Origin of the sequence: Pseudomonas agarici, assembly GCF_900109755.1 — a bacterium.
Classification (GTDB): Bacteria; Pseudomonadota; Gammaproteobacteria; order Pseudomonadales; family Pseudomonadaceae; genus Aquipseudomonas; species Aquipseudomonas agarici.
The window spans coordinates 38,967-64,582 of sequence record NZ_FOAR01000014.1 but is presented as its reverse complement, the minus strand read 5'-3'; the positions used below and the strand labels follow the sequence as shown (position 1 = coordinate 64,582).

General features: G+C 59.8%; 20 protein-coding genes, 1 tRNA gene and 1 pseudogene. 13 read left to right on the top strand and 9 right to left on the bottom strand.

The window, feature by feature from the left end; genetic code table 11:
* Positions 1-3: 3 nt before the first annotated feature.
* Genes yacG through pilB form a run of 5 tightly spaced genes read right to left on the bottom strand, consistent with a single transcriptional unit; the run spans position 4 to position 4,618 of the window.
* Positions 4-207, bottom strand: a complete 204-nt coding sequence (gene yacG / locus BMX68_RS14375) for a DNA gyrase inhibitor YacG (RefSeq protein ID WP_017132859.1) — start codon at positions 205-207, stop codon at positions 4-6.
* The gene (coaE, locus tag BMX68_RS14370; RefSeq protein WP_017132860.1) at positions 204-827 is read right to left on the bottom strand and encodes a dephospho-CoA kinase; all 624 of its coding nucleotides are present in this window, start codon (positions 825-827) and stop codon (positions 204-206) included. The genes yacG and coaE overlap by 4 nt, the downstream gene beginning before the upstream one ends.
* On the bottom strand, positions 824-1,696 hold the full coding sequence (locus BMX68_RS14365) for a prepilin peptidase (RefSeq protein WP_017132861.1): 873 nt from the start codon (positions 1,694-1,696) through the stop codon (positions 824-826). The genes coaE and BMX68_RS14365 overlap by 4 nt, the downstream gene beginning before the upstream one ends.
* Positions 1,697-2,914: a type II secretion system F family protein gene (locus BMX68_RS14360; protein WP_017132862.1), complete on the bottom strand. Its 1,218-nt coding sequence runs from the start codon at positions 2,912-2,914 to the stop codon at positions 1,697-1,699. It lies immediately after the preceding gene.
* 3 nt (positions 2,915-2,917) lie between these two features.
* Entirely contained in the window at positions 2,918-4,618 is a 1,701-nt protein-coding gene (gene pilB / locus BMX68_RS14355) for a type IV-A pilus assembly ATPase PilB (RefSeq protein WP_017132863.1), read from the bottom strand.
* Positions 4,619-4,844: 226 nt separating this feature from the next.
* Here pilB and BMX68_RS14350 point away from each other — a divergent pair, with 226 nt between their 5' ends.
* The 5 genes from BMX68_RS14350 to BMX68_RS14330 all read left to right on the top strand — a co-directional run bounded on the left by BMX68_RS14350 (position 4,845) and on the right by BMX68_RS14330 (position 8,988).
* Positions 4,845-5,276: a pilin gene (locus BMX68_RS14350; protein WP_017132864.1), complete on the top strand. Its 432-nt coding sequence runs from the start codon at positions 4,845-4,847 to the stop codon at positions 5,274-5,276.
* 77 nt (positions 5,277-5,353) lie between these two features.
* Positions 5,354-6,760, top strand: a complete 1,407-nt coding sequence (locus BMX68_RS14345) for an O-antigen ligase family protein (RefSeq protein WP_051000651.1) — start codon at positions 5,354-5,356, stop codon at positions 6,758-6,760.
* A 39-nt stretch (positions 6,761-6,799) separates the two neighbouring features.
* Positions 6,800-6,875, top strand: a tRNA-Thr gene (locus tag BMX68_RS14340).
* 122 nt (positions 6,876-6,997) lie between these two features.
* Positions 6,998-8,494 (top strand): DNA-3-methyladenine glycosylase 2, encoded by a 1,497-nt coding sequence (locus tag BMX68_RS14335; RefSeq protein WP_017132866.1) that lies wholly within the window; start codon positions 6,998-7,000, stop codon positions 8,492-8,494.
* Positions 8,491-8,988 carry a methylated-DNA--[protein]-cysteine S-methyltransferase gene (locus tag BMX68_RS14330; protein ID WP_017132867.1) on the top strand — a complete coding sequence of 166 codons (498 nt, stop codon included), beginning with the start codon at positions 8,491-8,493 and terminating at the stop codon, positions 8,986-8,988. The genes BMX68_RS14335 and BMX68_RS14330 overlap by 4 nt, the downstream gene beginning before the upstream one ends.
* A 78-nt stretch (positions 8,989-9,066) precedes the next feature.
* Here BMX68_RS14330 and nadC read toward each other — a convergent pair whose 3' ends face one another.
* A complete protein-coding gene (nadC, locus tag BMX68_RS14325; protein ID WP_060783272.1) occupies positions 9,067-9,915 on the bottom strand; it encodes a carboxylating nicotinate-nucleotide diphosphorylase in 849 nt (282 codons plus the stop codon).
* A gap of 375 nt (positions 9,916-10,290) precedes the next feature.
* On the opposite strand from nadC, the gene BMX68_RS14320 reads away from it, so the two are divergent.
* The 4 genes from BMX68_RS14320 (at position 10,291) to BMX68_RS14305 (ending at position 14,735) form a co-directional block, all read left to right on the top strand.
* On the top strand, positions 10,291-12,513 hold the full coding sequence (locus BMX68_RS14320; RefSeq protein WP_017132868.1) for a DUF1631 domain-containing protein: 2,223 nt from the start codon (positions 10,291-10,293) through the stop codon (positions 12,511-12,513).
* An 85-nt stretch (positions 12,514-12,598) separates the two neighbouring features.
* Positions 12,599-13,162, top strand: a complete 564-nt coding sequence (ampD, locus tag BMX68_RS14315) for a 1,6-anhydro-N-acetylmuramyl-L-alanine amidase AmpD (RefSeq protein ID WP_017132869.1) — start codon at positions 12,599-12,601, stop codon at positions 13,160-13,162.
* The gene (gene ampE, locus BMX68_RS14310) at positions 13,159-13,998 is read left to right on the top strand and encodes a regulatory signaling modulator protein AmpE (protein WP_017132870.1); all 840 of its coding nucleotides are present in this window, start codon (positions 13,159-13,161) and stop codon (positions 13,996-13,998) included. Before ampD ends, ampE begins: the two co-directional genes overlap by 4 nt.
* 353 nt (positions 13,999-14,351) lie before the next feature.
* Positions 14,352-14,735, top strand: a complete 384-nt coding sequence (locus tag BMX68_RS14305; protein WP_039792707.1) for a hypothetical protein — start codon at positions 14,352-14,354, stop codon at positions 14,733-14,735.
* Here the strand turns inward: BMX68_RS14305 and BMX68_RS14300 are convergent.
* Both BMX68_RS14300 and cra read right to left on the bottom strand, forming a co-directional pair.
* Positions 14,710-15,501 carry a TatD family hydrolase gene (locus tag BMX68_RS14300; protein WP_017132872.1) on the bottom strand — a complete coding sequence of 264 codons (792 nt, stop codon included), beginning with the start codon at positions 15,499-15,501 and terminating at the stop codon, positions 14,710-14,712. The two genes, BMX68_RS14305 and BMX68_RS14300, sit on opposite strands and share 26 nt — an antisense overlap.
* Positions 15,502-15,503: 2 nt before the next feature.
* The gene (gene cra / locus BMX68_RS14295; protein ID WP_017132873.1) at positions 15,504-16,499 is read right to left on the bottom strand and encodes a catabolite repressor/activator; all 996 of its coding nucleotides are present in this window, start codon (positions 16,497-16,499) and stop codon (positions 15,504-15,506) included.
* A gap of 550 nt (positions 16,500-17,049) precedes the next feature.
* Between cra and ptsP the strand changes: the two genes are divergently transcribed.
* The 4 genes from ptsP to BMX68_RS14275 all read left to right on the top strand — a co-directional run bounded on the left by ptsP (position 17,050) and on the right by BMX68_RS14275 (position 24,353).
* The gene (gene ptsP, locus BMX68_RS14290; RefSeq protein ID WP_074862307.1) at positions 17,050-19,911 is read left to right on the top strand and encodes a phosphoenolpyruvate--protein phosphotransferase; all 2,862 of its coding nucleotides are present in this window, start codon (positions 17,050-17,052) and stop codon (positions 19,909-19,911) included.
* Complete coding sequence (gene pfkB / locus BMX68_RS14285; protein WP_017132874.1) at positions 19,911-20,852, top strand: 1-phosphofructokinase; 942 nt, start codon at positions 19,911-19,913, stop codon at positions 20,850-20,852. Before ptsP ends, pfkB begins: the two co-directional genes overlap by 1 nt.
* An 11-nt stretch (positions 20,853-20,863) precedes the next feature.
* Positions 20,864-22,594, top strand: a complete 1,731-nt coding sequence (locus BMX68_RS14280; protein WP_017132875.1) for a PTS fructose-like transporter subunit IIB — start codon at positions 20,864-20,866, stop codon at positions 22,592-22,594.
* Positions 22,595-22,811: 217 nt separating this feature from the next.
* Positions 22,812-24,353, top strand: coding sequence for an alkaline phosphatase D family protein (locus BMX68_RS14275; protein WP_017132876.1), 1,542 nt, complete (start codon positions 22,812-22,814; stop codon positions 24,351-24,353).
* Between the two features lie 15 nt (positions 24,354-24,368).
* On the opposite strand, the pseudogene BMX68_RS14270 reads toward BMX68_RS14275, so the two are convergent.
* Positions 24,369-25,535, bottom strand: a pseudogene (locus BMX68_RS14270) (PepSY-associated TM helix domain-containing protein); the annotation flags it as partial.
* Positions 25,536-25,616: the final 81 nt, after the last annotated feature.

Sequence of the window (25,616 nt, the reverse complement as noted above, 5' to 3'; positions counted from 1 at the left end):
AGCTCAGTGGGCGCGAGGTGGCAGATCGTCGCAGAACAGGTCGTCTTCGGCATCCGGGCCGACGGCAATCTTGTGTTCCTCCGAGGCCCAGGCGCCTAGATCGATCAGCTTGCAGCGATCGGAGCAGAAGGGCCGGTTGGCATTGGTTGTGCTCCACTCCACGGGGGCGCCGCAGGTCGGGCACTCGACGGTCAGGGATTGGCTCATGATTGGCCTCCATTCAAGGTAAGGTAAAAGGTGTGCAGGCGTTCGACTTCGCTGTGTAGCCAGGCGAGATCGCGGTCGTTGACCAGCACATCGTCGGCGTGTTTCAGCCGTTCCTCGCGACTGGCCTGGGCCTTGAGGATGGCTTGCACTTGTTCTTCGCTGGTCTGGTCACGTCGCAGGGTGCGTTGAACCTGTAGCGTCTGCGGCGCGTCGATGATCAGTAGGCGTTGGGTCGTGGCGTACTGGCCTGACTCGATCAGCAAGGGTGAAACCAGGATCGCGTAGGGCGATTGCGCGAGGGCCAGATGGCTGGCGACTTCCTCGGCGATTAGCGGATGCAGCAGTGCTTCCAGCCAGCGTCGTTGTTGGGCGTCTGCGAAAATCAGCTCGCGCAAGGCACCGCGATCCAGTTGGCCATTGGCTTGCAGCACGCCAGAGCCGAAGTGTTCGACGATCTTCAGTAACGCCGGGCGCCCAGGCTCCACCACCCAGCGGGCGGCTTGATCGGCATCCACGGCATGAATGCCAAGGTCGATAAAGTGTTGGGTCGCCGCGCTCTTGCCGCTGCCGATACCGCCGGTAAGACCGAGAATCCAGGGTTTTGCAACAGATGTGGTCATTTGAACCCGGCAAATTGCAGATAGGAAGCCGTTATTTGACCACCCCAGAGCAGAGCAATCCAGCCGGCTATCGCCAGATAGGGACCAAAGGGTATCGGGGTCGAGGCATGGGCATTGCGCAAGCGTAGCAGTATCAGCCCCAGTACCGCGCCCAGCAGCGATGACAGCAGGATCGTCAGCGGCAGAATTTGCCAACCGCCCCAGGCGCCGAGCATCGCCAGCAACTTGAAGTCACCGTGGCCCATGCCTTCCTTGCCGGTCAGCAACTTGAACACCCAGTACACCGACCACAGGCTCAGGTAGCCGGCGACAGCGCCCCAGAGCGCGTCGTCCAGGGTGGTGAAGATCGCGAAGTGGTTAGCGATCAGGCCCAACCAGAGCAGCGGCAGGACCAGAGCGTCGGGCAGCAATTGATGATCGGCGTCGATCAGGCTCATGGCCAGCAGGCCCCAGGTCAGCACCAGCATCAGGCCGGCGGGCCAACCGAAACCAAACTGCCAGGCGATAAAGGCCGAGAGCAGGCCACAGGCCAGTTCGGTCAGCGGGTAGCGCTTGCTGATAGGCGCCTGACAGCTTGAGCAGTTGCCGCGTAGCAGGGCGTAACTGATCAGCGGCAGGTTTTCCCAAGCGCGGATCCGGTGATTGCAATGCGGGCAATGGGAGTGAGGCAGTAGCAGGTTGTAGGTCGCAGCGAGGTCGGGCTGGGGAAGGCCGAGGACCTCATGGGCTTGTGCACGCCAATCGCGTGTGAGCATCTTCGGCAAGCGCCAGATAATGACATTGAGAAAGCTGCCGACAATCAGGCCGAGCATCAGCGCGAATAAAACAAAGGCCGGCGGGTGGTTGGTCAGGTATTCGGGTAGGGACATCTAGACCACATTGCCTAGCTGGAAGATTGGAAGGTACATGGCAATGACCAAGCCGCCGACAATAATGCCCAGCACTGCCATGATCATCGGTTCCATGAGGCTAGTCAGGCTATCGACGATGTTATCGACTTCGCCCTCATAGTAACTGGCTACCTTGTCGAGCATATCATCCAATGCACCGGACTCTTCGCCAATTGAGGTCATCTGAATCGCCATGTTTGGGAATACGCCGGTGGCACGCATGGAGAAATGCAGTTGCATGCCTGTCGAGACATCTTGCTTGATGCGGTTAACAGCATTTCTGAACACAATATTCCCCGTTGCTCCCGCTACGGAATCAAGAGCCTCCACCAAGGGCACACCGGCTGCAAAGGTTGTCGACAGTGTGCGGGCGTATCGTGCGACTGAGGATTTATAAATCAATCCGCCGATTATAGGAAGCTTAAGCATGCTTCTATCTAACCAGTTTCGAAAGCGTTCCGAGCGTTCATGAAGACGTTTGAACAAAAAGCTGCTGCCCACGATCGACGCGATGACCACCCACCACCACTGTTGGAGAATTTCCGAGAGGCCGATGACCATTAATGTAAAGGCAGGTAGTTGTGCGCCGAAACTGGCAAAAACGGTCTGAAATTGCGGTACCACTTTTATAAGCAAAATACCGGAAACAATGATTGCCACAATGACCACTGCAATAGGGTAGGTCATCGCTTTTTTTATCTTTGCTTTCAGCGCCTCGGTTTTTTCTTTATAGGTGGCCACGCGCTCCAGCAAACCTTCAAGAGCACCCGCCTGCTCTCCCGCGTCGACCAGGTTGCAATACAATTCGTCGAAGTACTCCGGTTTTTTGCGCAGAGAGGTTGCAAAGCTATTTCCGGAAGAAACTTCCTGTTTGATATCGTCAACCAGCTTGCGCATGTTTGGGTTATCGAAACCCTCGCCGATAATGTCGAATGATTGCAAGAGCGGTACGCCTGCTTTCATCATGGTAGCCATCTGTCGGGTGAACAGAGCGATGTCCAAGGGTTTTATGCGTTTGCCCTTGCTGAAGATCGAACTGCTTTTTTTCCGTACCTTGATCGGATTGATGCCTTGTTTGCGTAGCTGAGCTTTGACCAGCGCGGGGTTGTGACCGCTGAGTTCACCGGTGATCTTCGTACCCTTTTTATCTTTACCTTCCCAGGCATAAACGCTGACTTTTGCTACTTTGCTTGCCATGGCTTAGTCCTTGGTGACCCGGTTGACTTCTTCCAGGCTGGTCAGCCCTTGCATGGCTTTGCGCAAGCCTGAGGTACGAAGGTCGTTGAAGCCTTCCTTGCGCATCTGGGTGGCGATTTCAATCGAGTTGCCTTCGGCCATGATCAGCCGTTGCAGGTTAGCGGTGTTCTTTACCACTTCGTAGATCCCGACGCGGCCTTTGTAGCCACCGTTGCATTGATCGCAACCGACAGCTTCATAGATCTTGAATTTGCCGAGTTGCTCTGCCGGAAAACCTTCCTTGAGCAAGGCTTCCTCGGGAATATCAATTTCCTTTTTGCAGTTTAGGCATAACTTACGTGCCAGGCGCTGGGCGATGATCAGGCTGACCGAAGTGGCGATGTTGAAGCCGGGAATACCCATGTTCTGCAGGCGGGTCAGGGTTTCCGCCGCGCTATTGGTGTGCAGGGTTGAAAGCACCATATGGCCTGTTTGGGCGGCCTTGATCGCGATCTCGGCGGTTTCCAGGTCGCGGATTTCGCCGACCATGATCACATCCGGGTCCTGGCGTAGAAACGAGCGCAGCGCCTGGGCGAAGTCGAGCCCCTGTTTCGGGTTGACGTTAACCTGATTGATGCCTTCCATGTTGATCTCAACCGGGTCTTCGGCGGTGGAGATATTGATATCCACGGTGTTAAGGATATTCAAGCCGGTATACAACGAAACCGTTTTACCGGAACCAGTGGGGCCGGTGACCAGGATCATTCCCTGCGGCTGTTTCAGCGCCGCCATATAAAGGTCCTTCTGATCCGGTTCGTAGCCCAATGCGTCGATACCCATTTGTGCGCTGGAAGGGTCGAGGATGCGCATAACGATCTTTTCGCCCCACAGGGTCGGCAGCGTGTTGACCCGGAAATCGATGGTTTTGGTTTTCGAGATGCGCATCTTGATGCGCCCGTCTTGTGGCTTGCGCCGCTCGGAAATATCCAGGCTGGCCATTACCTTAATACGGGCGGCGATCCTGCTGGCGAAGTGGATAGGTGGCCTGGCGACCTCCCGCAACATACCGTCGGTGCGCAGACGCACGCGGTAGATCTTTTCATAGGGTTCAAAGTGCAAGTCCGAAGAGCCGCCTTTGATGGCATCCAGCAGCATCTTGTTGACGAAGCGGACCACCGGAGCATCATCGGCGTCTTGCCCCGCGATCTGTTCGTGTTTCTTGTCGTCTACCGATTCAATGTCCAGGCCTTCGAGGTCGACATCCGCCATTTCCTCCAAGCCGCTGGGGTGGCTGTCGAAGAGTTTATCGATGGCATCACTGAGCTTGTCGTCCTCTACCAGAATCGCTTCGGTAGTCAGGCCGGTGCTGAAGCGAATATCGGTAATTGCCTGATGATTGCTGGGATCGGAGATACCGACAAACAGCTTGTTGCCACGTCGCCATAAGGGCAGGACATGGTGCTGGCGGATCAGCTTTTCGCTGACCAGGCCTTTAGGTTGGCTTTCTTTGTCGAATGTGCTCAGGTCAAGCAGAGCGACCCCAAAGTGCTCCGAGGCAATTTCCGCCACCTGTCGGCTTTTGACCAGTTTATTTTGAACCAGATAGCTGACCAGGGATATGCGGTTGCGTTGGGCTTGCTGACAAGCCTGTTGAGCGTTTTTGTCGGTGATGAGCTCGGCTGCAACCAATTGCTTAGCTAGGCCAGAAAGAGCGATATCGTTCATTTTTGCACCAAACGCAAACAGTCGGACTCTTATAGCCTAGTCGGGCGGTGGCGCCAAATGGAGTGAAGACGGGTGACAAAAAATGTCAGATTTTGTTGTACGTCATCAGCTCCTGTTTGGTTGCGAGGCGGCGGATCATCAGAATATCGAAATTTCAGTGGTTGGCATGCTGTGTGCTGCTAATCTGATAAGTCATGGGCTTTCTCCCACGCTTTGGAGGTAACGGATGAATCTACAAAAAGGTTTTACGCTGATCGAACTGATGATCGTCGTAGCGATCGTTGGTATTTTGGCTGCGGTCGCGATCCCGGCATACCAAAACTATACATACAGAGCAAAATTTGCCGAAGTTGTGTCGGTGGCCAACACCTATCAAACTGCCGTGGCAGCCTGCGCTCAGGAAAAGGGCACGGTGACTGGCTGCGCCTTGGGCACCAATGGGATACCAGCCACTGTCGCTACGACTCATGTGGCCAGCGTTGGTGTGACCGATGGAACAATAACGGTGACGCCGACCTCAACGACTAATGCAGGCTCGACTCTTATTCTCATCCCGGTCCTCGGTGCAGCCGCGCTGACTTGGAGCGTAGGCTCATCGAGCGGTTGTCTTTCAGCTCAGGGCAGCGCTCCGGCCTTGTGTAAGCTGACCGGTAGTTAATAGCGATATTTTTGGCGTTTTTAGAGTAAGCGCCTTTTGGGGCGCTTATTTTATATCGATGATATTTGAGAGATCGCATGGTTTTTTCTAGGCTCAATGGTCGATGGGAAATGCTATGTTGTTTTTTTATATATCTTGTCGTTATTTGCATTTCTAGTTCTGGTCATGACCTTCAGCGCGTTGGGCAACTGCTGGTTGGCCTTCTCTGTTTATGCTTTCTTTGGCGCAAAAGAAGCAAGGACGACAGCTTTTTTCGTGAGCCATCCTGCTGTATTTTGATTATTTTGTTTTTGGCTGTTTTTTCTGCCATGGGTTCCCGGCAACCGACCTGGGCCTTTGTAGAAATATCTGTCGTGATTGTTGGTATTTTTATTTCATTGGCTTTTTTCAAAGCGAGGGTGTGTGAAGGAGAAGAGTTTGACAGGTGGTTTTTGTGGTTCTTGATTTTTTTGTGCGCAGCTAAGGGCAGCCAGTTTTTTATTGTGCTTGTATCTTTTTTTGGAGAAGAGTCGAAGCATTTAGATACAGATCTTTTTATCGAGGGATTTTCCAACAAACGTTTCTACGGCCAATTCCAGACGTTCACTCTCCCGCTATTGGCGCTGCCGTTGTTACTGACGATCACCCGGCGCTTCAGCCAAATCGGGGTCTTTTCCCTCTTGAGCCTCTGGTGGCTTATTGCAATAACCGGCGGCACACGTGGCACCTGGCTTGGCATGAGTGTGGCGGCCTGCGTGTTGTTTATCGCCGGTCGCTCCGGTAGACGCTGGATCACTTGGCAAATCCCTGCTGTCGCGACTGGTATTGCTCTCTACTGGCTCCTGTTCAGCGTTCTGACCGACTACCTTGGCATAGAGGTCAGCCACTTCGCGGGCGACCGCCTGACTACCTCCCTCTCGGGTCGCGGCCCACTCTGGCAGCAGGCCTGGGAGATGATCCGCGAGCGTCCGCTGCTCGGCTTCGGCCCCATGCACTTCGCCGATATCCACAACTCCATCGCCGCCCACCCGCACCAAGCTATCCTGCAATGGGCCAGCGAGTGGGGTATCCCTTCCACCTTGCTGGTGATGTGGCTGGTCGGTCGCGGACTCTGGGCAACCTTTCGCTTGATCCGCGAACGCGCTAATTCCAACGATCCGGTCGACCTGCTACGGGTCTGCCTGTTCGCCAGCCTGATCGGTGCCCTGACCCAATCCATGGTCGACGGAGTGATCGTCATGCCGTACTCCCAGCTCTGGCTATCCCTGGTGGTCGGTTGGTTGATGGGTATCCACGTGTGGAAGGGTGAGCCGACCGAAGCCAGCGCTTTAATACAGCGGTCGTGGATGGGGATCAGCACTGGCGCCGTGCTGTTGCTGGTCTACATCGCGATCCGCGATGGCCCCCACCTGGACGAGCGCAACAAGCTCTACCAAGAGCAATATGGCGGTCACTTCCAGCCGCGCTTCTGGACTCAGGGTGTGATTGCGATCAAGCCCGGATAGCTTGCTCCGCTCGTCGCTCGATGCTAGCGTTAGCGCCAGGCCGGTGTAGCTCAGTCGGTAGAGCAGCGCACTCGTAACGCGAAGGTCGTAGGTTCGATTCCTATCTCCGGCACCATCAGCAAAAGAATCGGCTTCCCAGGCCGTTTTTTATTGTCTGGCCTCATCAGGCAAAAGTCACTGGGCATTAACGTCCGAAAATGGCGAGATCGTTCATGCTGACGATGCTAGCCTGCACCCATGAACACGACAACCGTTGCCACATTTCCCACTGCCGATATCTGCGAAAAGGCTCGCCTGAGCCGTGATGCGCGGTTCGATGGGGTGTTTTTCACCGCTGTCCTCAGTACCCGGATCTATTGCCGACCGGTCTGTCCGGCGCGACCGCCCAAGGTGGAGAATGTACGTTACTACCCCAGTGCCGCCGCCGCCGAAGCACTGGGTTTCAGGCCCTGTCTGCGCTGCCGCCCGGAGCTCGCGCCGGGCAATAGCGTCTGGCTCCATGGCGAACATCGGGTGGCACGTGCCCTGAAGTTGATTCATGAAGGCTTTCTCGCCGAGCACTCGCTCGACGAACTGGCGGCTCGGCTGGACGTGGGAGGGCGGCAATTACGTCGCCTGTTTGTCCAACACCTTGGCGCACCGCCGATCGCGGTGCATGCGACCCAGCGCCTGCTGTTCGCCAGGCAACTGCTGAGCGAAACCACGCTGTCGATTACCGAGGTGGCATTGGCGTCGGGTTTCCAGAGCCTGCGTCGGTTCAATTCGGCTTTTGCCGACGCCAACCATGTCGCGCCTCGGGAGTTGCGGCGCCAACCCAACGCAAGCGGCAGTAACGCCCTGGTCTTGCGGCTCGGTTATCGGCCCCCCTACGATTTCAAGGCGCTGCTGGTGTTTCTTGCCGGTCGTGCCTTGCCGGGTATCGAGGTGGTCGAGGAGCAGAGCTATCGACGGGTATTCGGTCGTGCCGAATCGCCTGGGTGGCTGCGGGTCAGTCCGTGGCCCGCTGGCGGTCATGCCTTGAAGCTGGAGCTGTTCAACGTGACGCCCGCGCAGATGTTGCCGGTGGTGACGCGGATTCGGCGGATGTTCGATCTGGATGCCGACCCGCAAGCCATTGTCGCCTCGCTGGGTGCCAGCCCGGTGCTGGCGTCGCTGGTCGAACGTTATCCCGGCCAGCGTCTGCCGGGTGGTTGGGACGGTTTCGAAATATCGGTACGGGCAGTACTGGGCCAGCAGGTCAGCGTCGCCGCGGCGCGCACGCTTGCCACGCGTTTGTTGACGCGCTTCACGAGCGTACTCGAAACACCCGCGGGGCCGGGTCTGGACCGATTATTTCCCACGCCTGAGCAATTGCTCGACGCCGACTTGGAGGTGATCGGGGTTATCCGTACACGCGCCGCCACCATCCGTGGGATTGCCCAGGCCTTGCTCGATGGCCGGGTGAGCTTTGGCACAGAGCAGCGGCTGGACGACTTCGTTAGAAGCTGGGTCGCTTTGCCGGGTATCGGTGAGTGGACGGCCCATTACATTGCCATGCGGGTGCTCAACCATCCGGATGCGTTTCCCGCGGCGGATCTGATCCTGCGGCGGGAAGTTGTGGAGAAAGGTTCGCCGCTGAGCACCAAGGCCCTTGAGGTACTGGCCGAGAACTGGCGCCCTTGGCGGGCCTATTCGGTGATGTATCTGTGGCGCGCGGCAGTGGAATCTGAATGGATACGCAGGAGCCTGAAATGACAGCAAGCCAGATTTATTATGATGTGATCCCTTCGCCCATTGGGCCGATGATGTTGGTGGCCGATGATGAAGGACTGCGCGAGTTGCGCTTCGAACTGGACTATCGACCCCAGACGCCATTGACGGGTTGGCTGCATGCCCCGGAGAAACTGGCTGCGGTGCGTAGGCAACTGGAGGAGTATTTTGCCGGCGAGCGCCTGGAGTTCGACCTCAAGCTCAATATGCAGGGTACGGATTTCCAGAGGGAAGTGTGGGATGCGCTGACAACGATTCCCTATGGTGTGGTCACCAGCTACGGGCAAATTTGCCAGCAGATCGATCGGCCCAAGGCTGCACGGGCGGTGGGCGCGGCCAATGGCCGTAACCCGGTACCGGTGATCGTGCCTTGCCATCGGGTGATTGGCAGCAACGGCACGCTGACCGGTTTCGGCGGCGGGCTGGCAGCCAAGCAGTGGCTGCTGGAGCATGAATCGCGGCATTTCCAGCTTCGCTAAGTTCGGCGTCCGTCCTGAGATGAGGGTTTCTGCAGTGAGCGGCGTTCCGATAAGCCCGCTCTCCACAAAACCGTGGTCTCAGAGACTCAGGCGCATCGACAGGTCCACCGCCTTCACATCCTTGGTCAGTGCGCCAATCGAGATGTAGTCGACGCCGGTCTCGGCAATCGGCTGCAGGGTGCTTTCGTTGATGCCGCCGCTGGCTTCGAGCTTGGCCTTGCCGGCGTTCAGACGCACGGCTTCGCGCATGTCCTCCAGGCTCAGGTCGTCGAGCATGATGATATCGGCACCCGCCGCGAGCGCTTGCTCCAATTCGGCCAGGCTTTCCACCTCGATTTCCACCGGCTTGCCCGGTGCGATTTTGTGGGCGGCGCCGATAGCCTGGGCAATCCCGCCGCAGGCGGCGATATGGTTTTCCTTGATCAGGAAGGCGTCGTACAGGCCGATGCGGTGGTTATGGCAGCCGCCGCAGGTCACCGCGTACTTCTGTGCCAGGCGCAGGCCCGGCAGGGTCTTGCGTGTGTCCAGTAACTTGACCGAAGTAGCGCTCACCTGGTCGGCGTAGTAGCGCGCATGGGTGGCGACACCGGAGAGCATCTGCAGGAAGTTCAATGCGCAACGTTCGCCGCTCAGCAGCGAGCGTGCCGGGCCTTCGAGGTGAAACAGGACTTGGTTAGGATTGACTCGCTCACCATCGCGCACCTGCCAATGCACCGCAACCCGTGGATCGAGCTGGCGAAAGACTGCATCGACCCAGGCCGTGCCGGCAATCGTCGCTGGCTCACGGGTGATGATGGAGGCCTTGGCCAGTCGTTCGGCGGGGATCAGTTGCGCGGTGATGTCGCCGCTGCCGATGTCTTCGCGCAACGCACGGCGCACGTTGGCTTCGATTTCGGCGGTCAGGTCGGCAAGACGTAGATTGGGCATAACGGGCTCCACAAACAAAGTGGCCCGATTATAGAGCCTTGGCGCTCGCTAACCCAAGGTGCGCCCGCCAACACCATGCCGCCACTAACCTGCATTTGGTCGCCTCGATTGAGCATTTTTGCATCTTCGAGGGTCTATCCAATGCAATGAACGAAAAGGAGTTGCAGAGTTCGCTGGCAAAAGTGACATCTTTTGCAAGATAATATGCCTTGTAATTGACGTCATACCTTTGACGTACCTGTGATTTCCTGATTATCGATACCCCCGGCGGTTGCACCGGCAGCCGTTGCGAAGGGGTTGTGAGCTATTTGCCCATGGCCTGCGCAGACCTATTGTTTACACAGAACCGAAGAACCGCGGTAGCTGGAGGCTTGGATGCACAATGACGGGAAGGTAGTGCCTTTGCACAAGGCCACCGATAAACGAGCGACGCCGTCGCCGCTCGCCCGTTTGCCCGTGGTTCTGCTTCAGGTTCGCGACAAGGCCGCGCAGCAGCTCAAACAAGGCTTGCAGGCGCTGTTCGACAATGCCGATGACACCCTGTTCGAAATGGCTGACAGGGCCCTGAACAATGTCGACCAGAACACTTTCTTCGAAGCCATGCGCGATCTGCGGCTCAAGCGTAAAAGTATCGAGCGCGGCTTTCTCGAGCGTTTTTTCGAGGCGTTTGTCGGTCTCGGTCAATATGACCTCAACGAGGCGGCGCTACCGACGCCGATGTCCTACGACAAGCTGGCACTGGTTCCGAACGATGAGCTGGAAAAAACCGTTGCCCTGGATGCGATGGTTGCCAAGGTCTTGAGCCGGGACGGTTTTTCCCTCGGGCAATTGACCACTCGTTTGAATGCCTTGATCGCTCGACGCATCGAGGACCAGGACAACCCCATGGGGCCGGCGATGCTTTGTGAGTATTTCCTGGGGGCCGACGGCGACTTGGGGGTGGAAATCAAGGTCAAACTGATCATTCTCAAGCTGTTCGAGAAATATGTGCTTAGCGATGCCGATCAGTTGTACGCCGAAGCCAACCAGTTGTTGATCGCCACCGGCGTATTGCCGGAACTCAAGGCCGTGCCGGCCCGTCGTGCTTCCGATCGCCCGCCGGCCAGTGCACGGGCCAGCCAGGGTGAGGCGGGAACGGCCAAGTCGGGCTCCTCACTCCTCGATGCCAGCGTTCAGGAGGTATTCTCGGCCTTGCAGGAGCTGTTGCGACATGTTCGCGGCAGTGTGGCGCCCAGGCTGGATGTGGGCTCCGAGATTCAGCCGATTTCCACCCGCGATCTATTGCGACTGCTTTCACATTTGCAGCAGTACGTACCGACGCAGACCGTTGCCGACGATTTCGACCTGCGCAACCAGCTTGAGCAGTTGTTGACCCGGGTCAGCGTCAAAAGTGGCAAGTCACGCGTGGTTGCAGTCATGGACGAAGATGTGATCAACCTGATCGCCATGCTCTTCGAATTTATCCTCGATGACCGCAACCTACCGGATTCCCTGAAGGCGCTAATCGGACGCTTGCAGATTCCGATGTTGAAGGTGGCGGTGCTGGACAAGAGCTTTTTTAGCCGTGGCAGTCATCCGGCTCGACGCCTGCTCAATGAAATCGCCGCGGCAGCCATGGGTTGGGGCGCGCGCGACGACTATCAGCGCGATGCCTTGTACGTGCGTATCGAACAGGTCGTCCAGCGTTTGTTGAATGATTTCGTCGATGATCCGGCGATCTTCTCCGAACTGCTGGTGGACTTCCTCGACTTTACCGGCGATGAGCGCCGCCGCAGTGAGTTGCTCGAGCAGCGCACCCGTGACGCCGAAGAAGGCCGGGCCAAGGCCGAACAGGCTCGCCGACGGGTCCAGGAGGTGTTGAACCAGCGGCTGCTGGGCAAGACCCTGCCCGAAGTCGTGGTGCGTTTGCTGCAGGAGGCCTGGAGCAAGGTTCTATTGCTGACCTGTCTCAAGCACGGCGAAGCGTCCGTCGAGTGGCGGGCCGGCCTGCAAACCATGGACGACCTGATCTGGAGTGTGGAGCCCCAGGGCCAGATCGATGCTCGCCTGCGTTTGCTGGAACTGGTGCCCGGTTTGCTCAAGGCGTTGCGCGATGGACTGACCAGTGCCGCTTTCGATCCGTTTGCCACCAGCGAGTTTTTCAGCCAGCTCGAAAGCCTGCATGTCCAGGTCTTTCAGCGTTTGGCGAAGCAACGCGCCGAGCCGGTTGCCGTCGAGGAGACGCAACCGGCGATGGTCGCGGTGCTGGAGGAAATTGTCCTCGGCTCACCCGACGACATGCTGACCGAGGAGCGTCTTGTGGCGTTGCCTGAAGATGACGCCGGGCTGCTGTGGGTCAGGCAGTTGCGGATTGGCAACTGGGTCGAGATCCGTGAGGACGATGAAAACAGCCTGCGGTGCAAACTGACGGCGATCATCGAGTCGACTGGCAAATACATCTTCGTCAATCGTACCGGTATGAAAGTGCTGGAGCGCACGGGCCAGGGGCTGGCTGTCGAATTTCGTCGCGGTGCGGTGCGGCTGTTGGACGATGCGCTGCTGTTCGACCGCGCCTTGGAATCGGTCATCGGCAATTTGCGGCGACTGAAGGCTCGCTGATTTTTTTTGCGCAGAGAGTGCTGCCCATGTCGGCCTCTATCGCGGCATACTGGGCCTGTCGCTTTTTATCCTCGAAGGAACCTGTATGCAGTTGGATCCCGCCACGGGGTGGTGCCAGGACGTGGATCATTGTCCGTCGCCCAACGCCAATGAGCGCCCTGAAGGGGAAGTTTCCCTGCTGGTGATCCACAACATCAGCCTGCCGCCTGGGCAATTCGCCACGGGTAAAGTCCAGGAGTTTTTTCAGAATCGCCTGGATATTACGGAACATCCCTACTTTGACGGCATCGCTCACCTACGGGTGTCCGCGCACTTTCTGATTGAACGTGACGGCAAGGTCACGCAGTTTGTCTCCTGTCTGGAACGGGCCTGGCATGCTGGCGTGTCGAGTTTCGAGGGTCGCGAGAGCTGTAACGATTTCTCTCTGGGCATCGAGTTGGAGGGCACTGATGATCTGCCTTTCACCGACGCGCAGTATACGTCGCTGATTACCTTGAGCCGGTATCTGCTGGCCGCTTACCCTGCAATTACTCCACAACGGATTTGCGGCCACAGCGACATTGCGCCGGGCCGCAAAACCGATCCGGGAGCAGGCTTTGACTGGGAGCGTTTGCGCGTCGCCCTACTGGAAAAAGGAGAGTCGCAATGAGTTTTCTGGTACTGCTGCTGGCGGTATGGATCGAGAAGTTCTCGGCTTTGCGCCAGCGTGTCCAGCGTGACGGTGCCTGGTTGGGCGAGCTGGCCCGGCTCGAGTCCAGTGCGCGTTGGGCGAAACGGCCTTGGTGGATACTGGTGCTGTTGGTGTTGCTGCCGGTCGCCTTGCTCGGCCTGTTGTTGATGGTGGTACAGCCGCTTGCCTATGGTCTGCTGGCGTTGCCGGTGCATCTGTGGGTGGTGATTTATAGTCTGGGGCGCGGCGATCTATTGGCGACACTGGGACCCTTTCGCGATGCCTGGCGGCGCGGTGACATGCAGGCCGGAGTGCATGTGGCCAGGCGCGACATGCAGGTGACGTGTGTCGAGAACGGCGAGCAACTGCTGGAAAAAGTCCAGGGATACCTGCTGTGGCAGGCCTATCAAAGTTTCTTTGCGGTGATCTTCTGGTATTTCCTGCTGGGTCCGGTGGCCGCCTTGAGTTATCGCCTGCTCGCCCTGGCCACGGAGCACAGCCACAATCCGGCCCTGGCCGAGCGTGCCAGCCTATTGCGCCATGCATTCGATTGGTTGCCGGTACGCTTGCTGTCGGCGAGTCTGGCGCTGGTTGGCAATTTCGTGGCGGTTAGCCGAGTGATGTTGCACGAGTTGCTCAACTGGGATATCGGCGCCGAGCAATTGGTGGCGAAAGTCGGGCGGATGGCCGGAGAACTACCGGCCACCAGCATCGGCGCCGATGGTGTCATGAGCCTGGACAGCCTCTGGGGGCTGCTGCTGCGGGCGGCGGTGCTCTGGTATGGCGGTTTTGCCCTGTGGACGCTGCTGATCTGACCCCCAAGGTAGCACGGACTCGGAGCAAGCCCTCGCCTATAGATTTCAACGGTGGCGGTTAACCTTGTCGCCTGCATAGGTTGGTTGCAAAGTTAGTGGTGATGTTTCCTTCCATCATCGGCCTCTATGGCGGTTTCTACGCGTCGATCCGCATCATATTGCGCCGCCTGGGCAAAATGAGGTTTGCCGTGCGCTTTGGAATGGTTTGTAGTACTTAAGCTCTTTGAATGTAGGTCAAATCCTGTTTTCTTTCTGGATCGATCTTTCTGCTTACGATGAGCGAAAACCCATCTATACCGAACTCATCGGTGAGCTGTTACTGATCGGGAGGAGCAGATTTGAAGGATACGCTCATGAGCGTCAAAGGAGTTTGCGCGCATTGCAGTTGCACATTTCCCCTTAGTACATGGCATTTGAACGCCATTGCTATCAATGAAAGTTTTGCCTGTCGCTACTGTCACGAGGCGGTACAACTCAATTGTTCGAAGCAACTGAAGCGCTTCAGATCACTGGACATGTGGTTGCCGCTCAAGGTTAGCATGATTGTGTTGATGGCTACCTCGTTGTTGGTCGCCCTGGTCTGCGAATGGGTCGGTCTGATCAGCGTGGTCGAACAACTCAATTTTTCCCTGCTGATGCTGTTGCTGTATTTCACGATCTTGCGCTATGCCCGCCACCGGCAACAGGTGACGCTGATCTTGCAGGTCGGGGTTAAGTCGGACTCAATGGCCAGTTGAACAGCGTGCAAGCGTTGGCGGTACTGGCGGTAGCCAATGCCAGTGGGCTGATGGCCATGAGTTTGGCCAGGGCGGCGCAGATGGCCGGCAGGTGTTCCGGGCTGTTGCGCATGCCGGGATACATGACCGGCGCCATGTCCGGCGAATCGGTTTCAAGCACCACGGCGTCCAGAGGCAGGTCGGCAATCACCTTGCCCAGACGCAAGGCCTGTGGCCAGGTTCCAGCACCGCCCAGGCCAAGCTTGAAGCCCAGCTTGAGGTATTCCCGGGCTTCTTCGCGACTGCCGGCAAAGGCGTGGATGATCCCCCCACGGGCCGGGCGAAAGCGTTTGAGTGTCGCAATGGTCGCCGCGTGGCTGCGACGCACATGAAGCAGCGCGGGCAAGTTAAAGTCCACGGCAAGCTTCAATTGGGCCTCGAACAGCACTTGCTGGCGTTCGCGATCGAGCTGCGGCAGAAAGTAGTCCAGGCCGAACTCACCCACCGCGCAGAGTTGCGGATGATTGGCCAGGAGGCTGAGCCAGTCGCCTAATTGGTCCAGATCGGCCGGGCGATGATCCTCCAGGTAAACCGGATGCAGGCCGAATGCGGCATGCAGTTGCGGATCGCGCAGCACCAGATCCCAGACCCGCTGCCAATTCCGCCGATAAACCCCCAGCACCACCATGCGACCGACACCCAAGGCGCGGCTGCGATCGAGCAGCGCGTCGCGATCTTCATCGAAATCCGCAAAATCGAGATGGGTATGGGTGTCGATCAACTCCATGGTCAGGCCTCGTGGATACGTTGCTTGAAGGTCCGTGCGATCGCCTGCACACCGGGCCGGTAGTCCTTGTCCTCGATGGCGGCCATGGCCAGTTGCAGGGCCTTGTCGGCGATCAACCGGTGTTGTTGAGCCATGGCGTTCACGGGCAGGGGCAGAAAGTCCAGCAACTGAGTGTCGCCAAAGGTCCCCAGGCGCAGCGGCTGCGGCTTGAGTGGGTGGTTGTGCAAGGCATCGAATACGCCCTGTAGCAGCACATAAGAGGTGGTGACCAAGGCATCGGGCAGATGGCCGAGACGTTTGACCAGCGTATCCATCAGTCGCCGACCGCAATCGCGGCTGAACGCTTCGCCGTGTTCGATCAGTGCCTCGCCCTTGAAATCGTTCAGCGCGTCCTGAAAACCGGCAGCCCGCTGCCGGCTGATGCTCAGTTCGGCGCGAGCGCCGATCAGGGCGATATGGCGCGGTATCGGTTGCAATAGGCTGCGAGTCAATTGCAGGCTGGCCCGATGGTCGTCACTGACCACCGAACAGAAATGTGCGGGCTGCATTTCCCGGTCGATGGCAATGACCGGCATTCCCCAGTCCTGCAACTGGCGATAGCTATTATCTTCGGCTGGCAGGCAACTGGCGACGAACAAGGCATCACAGCGACGGGCACGGAACAGTTGCAACAGTTGGCGTTCGCTGTCCGGATCATCGTCGGAGCTGGCGATTAGCAACTGATAACCGCGGGCACGGGCACCTTGCTCCAACAGCTTGGCGATGCGTGCATAACTGGGGTTCTCCAGGTCCGGCAGGATAAACCCGAGGGTGCGCGTCTTGCGGCTGCGCAGGCCGGCGGCCTGGGGGTTAGGCGTGAAGCCGTGCTGCTCGACCACGGCGCGGACCCGCTCCACGGTGCTGTTGCTGATACGCTGTTGCTCGGCCTTGCCGTTGATGACGTAGCTGGCGGTGGTGACGGACACACCGGCCAGGCGGGCAATATCACTGAGTTTCAAGCGAACGATTCCTTATTTGCTGTCGTTCATGGCTACATTTTCTCTGATCGTATCCTATTCCAGCCGCTGACTGTGGGAGCAGGGGGAGGGTGGGTTCTGTGGGAGTGCAACGGAGTCCGGGCAGTGTTCTGAGCAAGCTCCCAGCGGTCTCAAGGCACTGCTGCAGGTTTGCCAGCAATCAGTTGTCGATCAGCAGGGCTTCAACTCGCAAGGATAATCGAGTAACGTGTCTCACGATCTAGATTAAACGTTTCAGCTTTGCTGTTTTCCAGGAGATGCGCCCTGTGTCACGGTCATGCCGAAAGACCGTTTCGTCCTGTTTGGTGCGCAAGCCCTGGCTGATACATTCAAAACAATCCCTAGTGGCCTGCGTGGTGAGTTCTGTTAGTCAATTTCGGCGCCACCAGCCCCTGGCCGGCGTTGCTGTTGCTCGCCATAGCCGGGCTAGACGGTTCGCAGCGCCTTGGCCATGGACTTCTGGCATCCGAACTTGAGCTAACGCACTAACCGTACAGGCCGCTGGCGGTTGGCATTGATAGAGGAGAAAGGCGTGCTCGAACTCACCGTAGAGCAGATTTCCATGGGCCAGTCGGCCGTCGATAAGTCTGCCGCCCTGCAGCTGCTTGCGGACGCACTGGTGACTGACGGCCTGGTGGCCGAGGGTTACCTGGCCGGCTTGCAAGATCGTGAGATGCAAGGCTCGACCTTTCTCGGCCAGGGTATTGCGATTCCCCATGGCACCCCGCAAACCCGTGATCAGGTGTTCGCCACCGGCGTGCGCCTGTTGCAATTTCCCGAGGGCGTGGATTGGGGGGACGGCCAGATCGTCTATCTGGCCATCGGCATCGCGGCAACATCCGACGAGCACCTGCGTTTGCTGCAACTGCTTACCCGTGCCCTCGGCGAGACCGATCTGGGCCAGGCCCTGCGCCGTGCCGGTTCCGCCGAGGCATTGCTGAAACTGCTGCAAGGCGCGCCCCAGGAACTGGCACTGGATGCACAAATGATCGGCCTTGGCGTGGGGGCGGATGATTTCGAGGACCTGGTCTGGCGAGGCGCCCGTCTATTGCGCCAGGCCAATTGTGTGAGCAACGGTTTTGCCGCGATCCTGCAGCAGGTCCAAGCGCTGCCGCTGGGTGACGGCCTGTGGTGGCTGCACAGCGAGCAAACGGTCAGGCAGCCGGGGCTGGCATTTGTCACTCCGCAAAAGCCGTTGCGTTATCTCGGCCAACCGTTGAACGGCCTGTTCTGTCTCGCCAGTCTCGGTGAGGCCCATCAGGCTTTGCTCGAACGTCTGTGCACCTTGCTGATCGAAGGCCGTGGCCATGAACTGGGGCGTGCCACCAGCAGCCGGGCGGTGCTGGAGGTCCTTGGTGGCGAACTGCCGGCCGATTGGCCGAGCGCGCGCATCACCCTGGCTAATGCCCATGGTCTGCATGCCCGGCCAGCGAAGGTCCTGGCGCAACTGGCGAAGCGTTTCGATGGCGATATTCGTGTGCGTATTGTCGATGTGGCAGGCAAGGCGGTGTCGGTGAAAAGCTTGAGTAAGTTGCTCAGTCTCGGCGCTCGGCGGGCTCAAGTGCTGGAGTTCATTGTTGAGCCGGCTATTGCCGCCGATGCCTTGCCAGCCTTGCTGACGGCAGTGGAAGAGGGGCTCGGCGAGGAAGTCGAACCCTTGCCGGCGGTGAATGCCGCCAGCGTGGTCGAGGACGAGGTGGCAGAGGCCTTGACGGCACCGGGTGCCGGCAGCCAGGTCCAGGCGATCGCCGGCGCGCCGGGAATCGCTATCGGCCCGGCTTATATCCAGGTCCCACAGACGTTCGACTACCCCTTGCGCGGTCAGTCAGCCGTGCTTGAACGCCAGCGTCTGCACAGCGCCTTGAGCGAAGTCCGCCGGGATATCGATGGCCTGATCCAGCGTAGCAAGGCTCAGGCCATTCGCGAGATTTTCGTTACTCACCAGGAAATGCTCGACGATCCGGACCTGGGCGACGAGGTCGATAATCGCCTCAAGCAGGGTGAAAGCGCCGAAGCCGGCTGGATGGCGGTGATCGACGCGGCGGCCCGGCAGCAGGAGTCGTTGTCGGATGCGCTGTTGGCCGAGCAGGCGGCGGATCTGCGAGACATCGGTCGGCGTGTGCTGGCGCGGTTGTGCGGCAGCGAAACGCTGGTCGAGCCGGACCGGCCCTATGTTCTGGTGATGGATGAAGTCGGCCCGTCCGATGTGGCGCGCCTCAATCCGACGCGGGTCGTGGGGATTGTCACCGCCCGTGGCGGGGCCACGGCGCACAGCGCGATTATTGCGCGGGCCTTGGGCATCCCCGCGTTGGTGGGGGCGGGAGCGGCGGTGCTGTTGCTGGCGCCGGGTACGACCTTGTTGCTCGACGGTCAGCGGGGCCGGCTGCACGTGTCGCCGGATGCCGTAACCTTGCAGCGCGCCGCCGCGGAGCGCGACAGCCGCGAGCAGCGCCTGTGTCTGGCGGCGGAGAAACGCCATGAGCCAGCGTTGACCCGCGACGGGCGGGCGGTTGAAGTTTTCGCCAATATCGGCGAAAGCGCCGATGTCGCCGGTGCGGTGGAGCGAGGGGCCGAAGGCATCGGCCTATTGCGCACTGAACTGATCTTCATGACGCATCGACAGGCACCCGACGAAGCCACCCAGGAGGCCGAATACCGACGGGTACTCGACGGCCTGGGCGGGCGCCCGCTGGTGGTTCGCACCCTGGATGTCGGCGGTGACAAGCCGCTGCCGTACTGGCCGATTGCTAGAGAGGAGAACCCGTTCCTCGGCGTGCGCGGTATTCGCCTGACGCTGCAACGGCCAAAAATCATGGAAAGCCAGTTGCGTGCCCTGTTGCGGGCTGCTGACAATCGCCCCCTGCGGATCATGTTCCCCATGGTCGGCACTGTGGCGCAGTGGCGCCAGGCGCGGGAAATGACCGAGCGGCTGCGCTTGGAAATCCCGGTGGCCGACCTGCAACTGGGGATCATGATCGAGGTGCCGTCGGCGGCTCTGTTGGCCCCGGTGCTGGCTCCGGAAGTGGATTTTTTCAGCATCGGAACCAATGATTTGACGCAGTACACCCTGGCCATTGATCGTGGTCATCCGACACTCTCGGCCCAGGCCGATGGCTTGCACCCGGCGGTGTTGCAACTGATCGACATCACCGTGCGCGCAGCCCATGCCCATGGCAAGTGGGTGGGGGTTTGCGGTGAACTGGCGAGTGACCCGCTGGCGATACCCGTGCTTGTGGGGCTGGGGGTGGACGAATTGAGCGTTGCCGCTCGCGGCATTCCCGAGGTCAAGGCACGGGTACGCGAACTGACCCTGTCGGCAGCGCAGGCCCTGGCCCGTTCGGCGCTGATTGTGGGCAGCGCCGATGACGTGCGCACCCTCGTTGAGGCAGTGTAATGGCGCGGATTCTGACCCTGACCCTGAACCCGGCGTTGGATCTGACCGTGCAGTTAATGCGGCTGGAGCCGGGTCAGGTCAATCGCAGCGAGGCGATGCAGACCCATGCGGCCGGCAAGGGCGTGAACGTCGCCCAGGTGCTGGCGGATCTCGGGCATCGGTTGACCGTGAGTGGCTTTCTCGGGGAGGACAATCCACAGGCTTTCGAAACTCTGTTCGCCCGCCGTGGTTTTGTCGATGCCTTTGTTCGCGTACCGGGGCAAACTCGCAGCAACATCAAACTCGCCGAGCACCACGGGCGGATCACCGATCTCAATGGACCCGGCCCGTTCGTCAGTGTCGAGGCCCAGCAAGCCTTGCTGGATCGGCTTGAGCAGATTGCCCCCGGTCACGATGCAGTGGTGGTGGCGGGCAGCCTGCCTCGGGGGGGCAGTGCGCAATGGCTGCAAGCCCTGTTGCTGCGGCTCAAGCAGCGCGGCCTGAAAGTCGCCCTGGATACCAGCGGCGCGGCCTTGCGGGCTGGACTGACGGCAGCGCCGTGGCTGGTCAAGCCGAATATCGAGGAATTGCCCGAGGCGCTGGGCAGTCCCGTGACCTCGTTAGTCGCGCAGTCCGAGGCCGCGGCCCGCTTGCACGCCCAGGGTATCGAGCACGTGGTGGTCTCCCTGGGGGCCGAAGGGGTCAACTGGTTCAGCGCTGCACCGGCCCTGCACGGGCTGCCGCCGACCGTTAGCGTGGCGAGCACCGTCGGTGCCGGCGACTCATTGTTGGCCGGCATGCTCCATGGCCTGCTCAGTGGACATGGTGCCGAACAAACCCTGCGCACGGCGACGGCGATTGCCGCCCTGGCTGTGACCCAGATCGGTTTCGGCATCGCTGACACGGCGCAACTGGCGCAGCTTGAATACGGCGTTAGCGTGCACGCCCTGGCAGAACAATAAGAGGGATTGTGATGAAGTTAGCCATTGTTACCGCTTGCCCGAACGGCAGGGTCACCAGTGTGCTGTGCGCTCGGCTGTTGGAAGCGGTCGCCCTGCGCCTGGGCTGGAGCACCCGTGTCGAAGTGCATGACAGCGGGCATCCGGAGCGCCAACTATCGGCGGCCACCCTTTCGGCGGCGCAATGGGTACTGGTGGTCAGCAGCACGCCAGTGGATATGTCGCGCTTTGTTGGCAAACGGGTATTCCAGACCACGCCGGCCGAGGCATTACAGGATGTCGAAGCTGTACTGCGTCGCGGTGCTGAAGAGGCCCGTGTTCACGTCGCCGCCGAGGCGCCGGGTGAGGACCCACGGGCACCGCGCCTGGTGGCAGTAACCGCCTGTCCTACCGGTGTCGCGCATACCTTCATGGCGGCGCAAGCCTTGCAGCAGTCGGCCAAGCGCCTGGGCTACGAGTTGCAGGTGGAGACCCAAGGTTCGGTCGGCGCCTGTAACCCGTTGAGCGCGGCGGCGATAGCCGAGGCTGACGTGGTCTTGCTGGCGGCCGATATCGACGTCGCCACCGAGCGTTTCGCCGGCAAGAACATCTACCGTTGCGGTACCGGCGTTGCCTTGAAGCAACCGGAGGCCACCTTGAACAAGGCCCTGGCCGAAGGCAAGCCGCAGAGTGCCGTCTCAGGGGATGGCTCGGCACCGGTCAGGCAGGAAAAGACTGGTGTCTACAAGCACCTGCTGACAGGTGTTTCGTTTATGTTGCCGATGGTGGTGGCGGGTGGCTTGTTGATCGCGCTGTCATTCGTGTTCGGTATTACCGCGTTCAAGGAGCCCGGCACGCTGGCGGCTGCGCTGATGCAGATCGGCGGGGAGAGCGCCTTCAAGCTGATGGTGCCGTTGTTGGCCGGCTACATTGCTTACTCAATTGCCGATCGTCCGGGACTGGCGCCAGGGATGATCGGCGGGCTGTTGGCGAGCACCCTTGGCGCTGGGTTTATCGGCGGTATCGTCGCCGGCTTTGTCGCGGGCTACAGTGCCAAGGCGATCAATCGCTATGCGCGGTTGCCCGCGAGCCTGGAAGCACTGAAGCCGATTCTGATCATTCCGTTGCTGGCGAGCCTGTTCACTGGTTTGGTGATGATTTACGTGGTCGGCAAACCGGTAGCGGGAATGCTCGAAGGCCTGACGCATTTTCTCGACAGCATGGGCACCACCAACGCGATCCTGTTGGGTGTGGTGCTTGGCGCGATGATGTGCGTCGACCTCGGCGGGCCGATCAACAAGGCCGCGTATGCCTTCTCGGTCGGGCTACTGGCATCGCAGAGCTATGCACCGATGGCCGCGACCATGGCAGCTGGCATGGTGCCGCCTATTGGCCTGGGTATCGCCACGTTGATCGCCCGGCGCAAGTTTGCCCAGAGTGAGCGGGAGGCGGGCAAGGCGGCCTTGGTACTGGGCCTGTGCTTTATCTCGGAAGGGGCGATTCCGTTTGCCGCCAAAGACCCGTTGCGGGTGATTCCGGCGAGTATCGCCGGTGGCGCGCTGACCGGCGCCCTGTCCATGTACTTCGGCTGCAAGCTGATGGCCCCCCATGGCGGACTGTTCGTGATGCTGATTCCCAATGCGATCAATCACACGCTGGCGTACCTGCTGGCGATCATTGCCGGCAGCGTGCTGACGGCGGTGGTCTATGCCGTGCTCAAACGGTCGGAGGGGATCGAGCTGGGCATTGAACCGACCGGCGCTTGACGTTGTGGCTTCTGGTGGCGAGCGGGTCTTGACTGTCGTTTCGGCCAAGGCCGGTGCCGCTCGCCGTGGGAGCAGAGCTGGCCCGCGAGGAGGTCTTCGAAGTCGCTGAAAGCTGCGTCGCCACGCCGCCCGGCCCCAGCCTGTACGGTCGACTGTCATACCCGCTTCATTCCCTGACGCTAAATTCAGTGTTTGGCTTCTTCTTCAGGGATTCATCATGAGCGACTTCAATCTCGGACGACGACGCATCATGCAGGTCGTGGGTGCGGGCATGCTGCTGCCCGGCCTGGCGCCGGCGGTGATCGCCTCGGTCAAAGACCGCCCACAACTGACCGATGGCGTACAGTCCGGCGACCTGCTGGGCGACAAGGCGATGGTCTGGAGTCGCACCGACCGCCCCGCACGGATGGTGGTGGAGTGGGACACCCGCAGTGTCTTCAGCAATCCGCGCCGCTTCGTCTCGGCGCTGGCCGACGCTGGTTGCGACTTTACCGCGTGCGTCGAACTGAGCGGTTTGCCTGCCGACCAGGCGATTTTCTACCGTGTACACTTCGAAGATGCCCAATCCGGTGTTGCCAGCGAGCCTTGGTTCGGCCATTTACGCAGCGTGCCACAGCAACGTCGCGATATCCGGTTTGTCTGGAGTGGCGACACGGCTGGTCAGGGCTTTGGCATCAACCCGGAAATCGGTGGGATGCGTATCTACGAAGCGATGCGCCTGCGCTTACCGGACTTTTTTATCCACAGCGGCGACACCATTTATGCCGACGGTCCGATCCCGGCGCAGATCGCCACGGAAAGCGGGCGCATCTGGCGCAATATCACGACCGAAGCCAAAAGCAAGGTTGCCGAAAGCCTCGCCGAGTTTCGTGGCAATTACCGCTACAACCTGCTGGACGACAACCTGCGGCGCTTCAACGCCGAGGTGCCGCAGATCTGGCAGTGGGACGATCACGAAGTGACCAACAACTGGTCGCCCGGCAAACAGCTAGACGAGCGCTACCGGAGCAAAGATATCCACAGCTTGGTCGGGCGTGCTCGCCAGGCCTGGTTGGAATATGCACCTGTGCGTCGACAGCGGGCCGATCAGGGCGGGCGGATCTATCGCCGGCTCAGCTACGGGCCGATGCTGGATGTGTTCGTGCTCGATATGCGTAGCTATCGTGGGCCGAACGACGACAATCTGGGGGCGTCAAAAGCCTTTCTCGGGCGTGAGCAATTGGCATGGCTCAAACGCGAGCTGGAGAACTCGAAGGCACAATGGAAGGTGATCGCCGCCGATATGCCCATCGGCCTCGGGGTGCCGGATGGTGAGGTTAGCCCTGGCTTGGCGCGTTGGGAGGCGATTGCCAACGGCGACCCTGGGCCGGCTCAGGGCCGTGAGCGGGAAATCGCCGAGTTGCTCGGCCACCTACGGGCGCGACAGGTGCATAACACGGTCTGGCTGACCGCCGATGTGCACTACTGCGCCGCCCACCACTATCATCCGGATCGTGCCGCGTTCCAGGATTTCGAGCCGTTCTGGGAATTTGTCGCCGGTCCCATGAACGCCGGCAGCTTTGGCCCCAATGTGTTGGACAAGACCTTCGGGCCGCGAGTGGTGTTCGAGAAAGCCCCGGCGGTGCAGAACAGTTCGCCGTTTGCCGGGTTCCAGTTTTTCGGCGAGGTCAATATCGACGGACAGAGCGGTGAGATGGGCGTGGTGCTACGTGACCTGGACGGTGTGTCAGTGTTCGAGCAGAAGCTGCAACCGGTTTGAGTGCCCTGCGCACTATTCGGCGCAACCGCCCTGGCTGGCAGCGTCGCGCTTGTCCGGGGCGAGCCCTTCGCGGGCTTTTCCTCGGGCGCGCTGCTTGCGCCGGCGATCCAGGTACAACCACCAGCCGACGACGAAGAACAACGGTAGGATCAGGCTGGAAACCGTCAGCAGGATGCGCCCGATGACGCCGAAATAACTGCCGACGTGCAACGCATAGAGGCTGGTCAGCAGTTGTCCCTTGAGGCTTTTGTCGGCATAGCGGAAGTGCTCGCGGATCGTGCCGGTGGCTGGGTCCAGCATGATCTGGTTGAGGGCGCGATTGTGGGGCGAGTCGTTAAGCAGGTAATACACGGTGGCCGGTTGGCCGGCCAACGCCGGCATGCGGATGTTGTAGGCACTGAGGTCCGGGCCGGCGGCTTGCTGGATGCTGGTCCAGATGGCCCCATAGTCGGCCGTCGGCGCCGGGCCGACCGGGGCCGGGCCACGTTCGATCTTGCGCTGCTGGGCCGCTGAGTCGGCGAGCAGCTTGTTCAGGCCGTTGTTGTACCACTCATAGGACCAGAACAATCCGGTCAGGGCCGACAACAGGTAGAACGCCAGGCACCAGGTACCGGCCACCAAGTGCAAGTCCCGGTTGAAGGCACGGCCTTTTTTCGACCAGTCGAGGGTCAGCCAGGCGCGCCAGTCGAGGGGCTTGCGCGGCCAGCGCAGGTATAGGCCGGACAGGCAGAAGAACACCAGCATCAGGGTGCTGGCGCCGGTGATCTGGCGGCCAATGTCGCCCATGGCCAGGAACCGGTGCAGTTGCAGCATCAGATTGAAGAAGTCCTGGCCGCGAACCTCGCCCCGGTAGTCACCGGTGTAGGGATCGAAATAGCGCAACTGTCCACGTCGCTCACCCGGCGGTGCGGTGAAGAACACCCGGCCAGCGGTGTCGCCATGGGGCTCGCTCCACAGCATCGCAACGGTCTGGCCTTCGCGGGCTTCAAGCTTGCGCACCAGTTCGGCAGGTGGCAGAGCCTCGTGGTTCGGCGCTTCGATTTGCAGCACCGAAGGGTTGAGCAGGCGCAACCATTCGTCGTCAAAAGAGACGATGGCCCCGGTGACGCCCATGACCGCCAACACCAACCCGGCCGTGATGCCGAACAGCCAATGCAGTTGCAACAGTGCTTTCTTCAACACGGTGATCGCCTTGCTCAATCAAAGTCATTCGCCACGGCGCGCATCTTAGCTCAGTTGATAGGAATCAAATACCATTGAGAT